This window comes from Limnospira sp. PMC 1279.21 (assembly GCF_032349615.1).
Lineage (GTDB): Bacteria > Cyanobacteriota > Cyanobacteriia > Cyanobacteriales > Microcoleaceae > Limnospira > Limnospira fusiformis.
In genome coordinates, this window is the sequence record NZ_JARPLU010000280.1 from 1 (window position 1) to 3,894 (window position 3,894).

The following is a 3,894-nucleotide window of genomic DNA, read 5'->3' on the forward strand; positions in this document are numbered from 1 at the left end:
TGGCATGGTCTGGGGTTTGACCGTATACTCATTATTGAGTTGCGAATCTTTGGGGTATTGTACGTTATTGTCCTAAGATGTCAAGCAAATCTTGGATTAAATTCTGGCTCTAAAATTCCAACAAGGCAAAGTGATTTAAAATCTTATGTATCCACAGCTATCATTATTATCGAATCCAGCGGTAGCAGCGATCGCTATTAATACCCTACTATTGGGAATTGTCGCCCTACTACCCAAAAAACTCTTAACCCCCTCTGGTATTGTACACGCTTGGATTTTAGGCGTGTTAGTCTGGGTAAGTCTCCAAGGACCCGGATATATGGTGGTGGGGTTTTATTTCGTGATCGGATCAGCAGTGACCCGCATTGGGATGGCTGAAAAAGAGGCGGCGGGTATAGCCGAAAAGCGATCGGGTGCTAGGGGACCGGAAAATGTCTGGGGATCTGCCTTAACTGCGGCGCTTTGTGCTTTGGGAATTTGGGGGTTAAGGGGGCTGATGGTTGATAGTCCCATAACTGCGATCGCCACACCTTTACTGATGTTGGGATATGTTGCCAGTTTCAGCACTAAACTCTCTGATACCTGTGCCTCAGAGGTCGGTAAAGCCTATGGAAAACGAACTTTCTTAATTACTACCATGCAGCCAGTGCCGCGCGGTACAGAGGGCGCTATCAGCCTAGAAGGAACTGTGGCTGGTGTGGTAGCATCCCTAGCCATGGCTATGGTGGGCTGGTCAGTGGGTTTAATTGATGCCATGGGGCTGTTATGGTGTATAATAGCAGCGTTTGTCGCTACTAACCTAGAAAGCCTGATCGGAGCCACTTGGCAAAATCAGGTGGGGTGGCTCACCAATGAAGTCGTCAATTTTATCAATACCCTAATCGGGGCGATCGTTGCTATCGTGTTAGCAGTTGTCTATTTTCAACTCCCGATTCACTTTTAAACCCCCAGATTAGCTCAGTATTAGCATACCCAAATCCCAGATCATTGCTATATTAGGGGTAGACCTCATCTGGGGTGTATACTCCAGTTAGATTAACAACCACGTTCAAATTACTTTTACCTATGTCTCAACCATTTTTGACCATTAATGATAACGACTCTCTTACCCTGAGTCAATCATTACAATATCTCCAAAATTCCGGCAAGTTGCAGGATTTTCTGGCTAATATTCTCAGGCAATATGTAATTGATAAAGAACTGCAATCTCGGGATGAAGTTAACTCCAATGCAGCCGCCATTGAGCAAGCCGTGATTAATTTCCGCCTGGAACGTAATCTCAGCGACCCCCAAGCCTTCCAAACTTGGCTCGATGAAAACCGCTTGACCTATAAAAGTTTTCATGACCAGGTTTCTAATGGGTTTAAACGAGAAACTCTCAAACTCGCAGTAGTTAAAGAGAATTTGGAGGAATATTTCCAAGAACGCAAACCGTTTTTAGATTCCGTAGTCCTGTCACGAATTGTGGTTGATGACTATGAAATGGCTGAAAGTTTAAAAAGCAAAATTGCCTCGGGAGAAGGAAGTTTTGAAGCCTTAGCGCGGGAATATTCTCTCACCACAGAACGCCGGGTTAATGGCATGATGGGAGCCGTAAGTAAAGCCACATTACCAGATACCTTAAAATCTACCATTGAAGGGGCTAAGGTGGGTCAAATTATCGGACCTTTTGAAGTCGAAGGGCGCTGGTGTTTGTTCAGAATTGAAGAATTTATCGACGTGACTTTGGAAACCAAAGGCATTAAAAAACAGTTGCAGGATGAATTGTTCGATCGCTGGATGAATGAACAACTAAAAACCCTGACTGTGAAAATGCAAATTGGTGATTAATTTAGGGCTGTGGGAAAGCCCTTTGCAGTTGTTCAGGAGTCAACTCCTCCAAAATGGTCATCTGAAACAGGCTGGAACCTATAGTATTTAGATAAGCGTCATTTAAGTAATTGCGGTTATCTAACTCTCGGCGAATATGTAGGTTAAAAAACGTCAGGCTGAGTGCTTTTAAATAGGGATAAGCGAAGTTGGGGTCAGGACCAATAATTTCTGGGGGGATGGGTAATTGTCCCCCCTCTTCTTGTAAAAAGGAGAAGTGAGTCCCTCCCTCAAATAACACTAGGATGTTGTCAGAGTTGGTTAACCAGGTGAAAGGCTCAATTTGTTCTGCAATGGCTGGGGTAATATAATCATTGGTTCCTGATACGATCGCCACTGGGATATTAATAGCAGCCATTCCCCTTTCACCAAAAACTAAGCTGCTAAAGGGATTAATAGCGATCGCTGCTTTAATTCTAGGGTCCCGAAAGTTCTGACGTTCTAAAGCCACTTCCAAAGCTCGACATTGGAGGATAATTGATAAATTGAGGGTAATGCGCCGATTGGGAAGATCAGGACAATACTGGCTCAGTATCTGGGGGTTCAATTTCGCTCCCGCTAAGGCTAACACCGTATACCCCCCAAAAGATTGACCAACTACGCCAACATTTTGCAAATCTAGCCTTTCTCGCCAAAATGGGTCAGAAGCTGATTTTTGTTCCAGTAAGTCTAGTAAATAACTAATATCTGTGGGGCGCGCGGCAAATTCTGAAGGGTTAGGAGGTTCCTCGAAACCTTGTAAAAATCCTTCAAAACGATTAGCACTGGTGGCGATATGTTCGGGAATGGCTACCGCAAAACCATGGGAGGCGAGATGTTCGGCTAAATAGCTAAAGGTTTTTGGGTCTGACCCTAACCCGTGGGAAATAATAATTAGGGGGGCGGGTCTGTCTATATTTTCCGGTAAGTATAAAAACAGTGGCGAAGGGCGATCGCGATTAGGATTGAAAAATACTACCTCTGCTTCTGTCCAGCTATAGGGTCCCATAGTCCGGGGGTTAGGAATGGTGAATCTTTGTTGCGGTCTCCGGTTAGCACTATTTTCCGCCGACCTCTGCTGTGAGATTTGCTCGATAATTGTCTGATCTCTAAATAACACCTGAGTTGTTTCGTTGATCAAATCGATACTAAAATCTAAATCAATGCGAATTTGAGGGTCAGGAAACTCCTGGAGAATACCCATAATCGTTAGACCTTCTGGACGTTTAGAGGCTTGAGCGATCGCTGTTTTTAGAGCCATATAACCATTTTCGCCGTCTCCAGTATTCACCACTCTACCCATGCGCCGCAAAATGGTTTCTCCTGTTGGCGAATTTAAAAACCGATCTATACTCCAAGGACTCGCTTCAAAAGGGGATTTTAAACCTCTTCTTAATCCTTCCGGGTCTTCGATATTCAGTAAATAACCATACACAAATAAAAGCGGTGTACTCTCCCCAGACTCGACAAATTTTTCCAGTTCAGCTATGGAAATTGAGGTGTTTGCTATACCATAGGATATGATCATCTCCTCCGCGCTGTGAGCGGGGCTTACTGATGCGATCGCACTCAAAATTGCAGAAGATAAACCCACCCCAAATATTTGCCATACAGACGAAAACCATTTACCAGCCACAGCCATAAATTCCAATTAATCCATAATCTAATAACTTTCGCTAATATATCAACCCGAATCGATTTAAATTTTAAAGTATTGTTAAGAATTGATACATTTTTATTGATAATGCCTCGCAAATAGTTGACGAGATTATGGGGGTTGTGGTATCCTCCAATAAATCGTTACCAAGGGCTTATTGTGTCCTTATCCGAAAATAAAGCCTACAACCCTGATTCTATCATAATCCAGAATATTACAGCCTGTTCAGAAATCATCTGATCACCTCTCAAAGTCCCTCTCCCTTTCTGGGAGAGAGGTGTAGGGTGAGGGCAATGTATTACAAAGTCCCTCTCCCTTTCTGGGAGAGGGATTTAGGGTGAGGGCAATGTATTACAAAGTCCCTCTCCCTTTCTGGGAGAGAGGTGTAA

Annotated in this window: 3 protein-coding genes and 1 pseudogene; 3 read left to right on the forward strand and 1 reads right to left on the reverse strand. The window is 43.8% G+C overall.

Going from position 1 to position 3,894, the window contains the following annotated elements; genetic code table 11:
• From P5683_RS23430 to P5683_RS23440, 3 genes and pseudogenes are all read left to right on the forward strand, one after another.
• Window positions 1-201: pseudogene (locus P5683_RS23430) on the forward strand (hypothetical protein); the annotation flags it as partial.
• Entirely contained in the window at window positions 146-943 is a 798-nt protein-coding gene (locus P5683_RS23435; protein WP_006622418.1) for a TIGR00297 family protein, read from the forward strand. The pseudogene P5683_RS23430 and the gene P5683_RS23435, both read left to right, overlap by 56 nt.
• Before the next feature lie 122 nt (window positions 944-1,065).
• On the forward strand, window positions 1,066-1,830 hold the full coding sequence (locus P5683_RS23440; protein WP_006622419.1) for a peptidylprolyl isomerase: 765 nt from the start codon (window positions 1,066-1,068) through the stop codon (window positions 1,828-1,830).
• Between the two features lies 1 nt (window position 1,831).
• Here the strand turns inward: P5683_RS23440 and P5683_RS23445 are convergent, their stop codons facing one another.
• Entirely contained in the window at window positions 1,832-3,490 is a 1,659-nt protein-coding gene (locus P5683_RS23445; protein ID WP_006670054.1) for an alpha/beta hydrolase, read from the reverse strand.
• Between the last annotated feature and the right edge of the window lie 404 nt (window positions 3,491-3,894).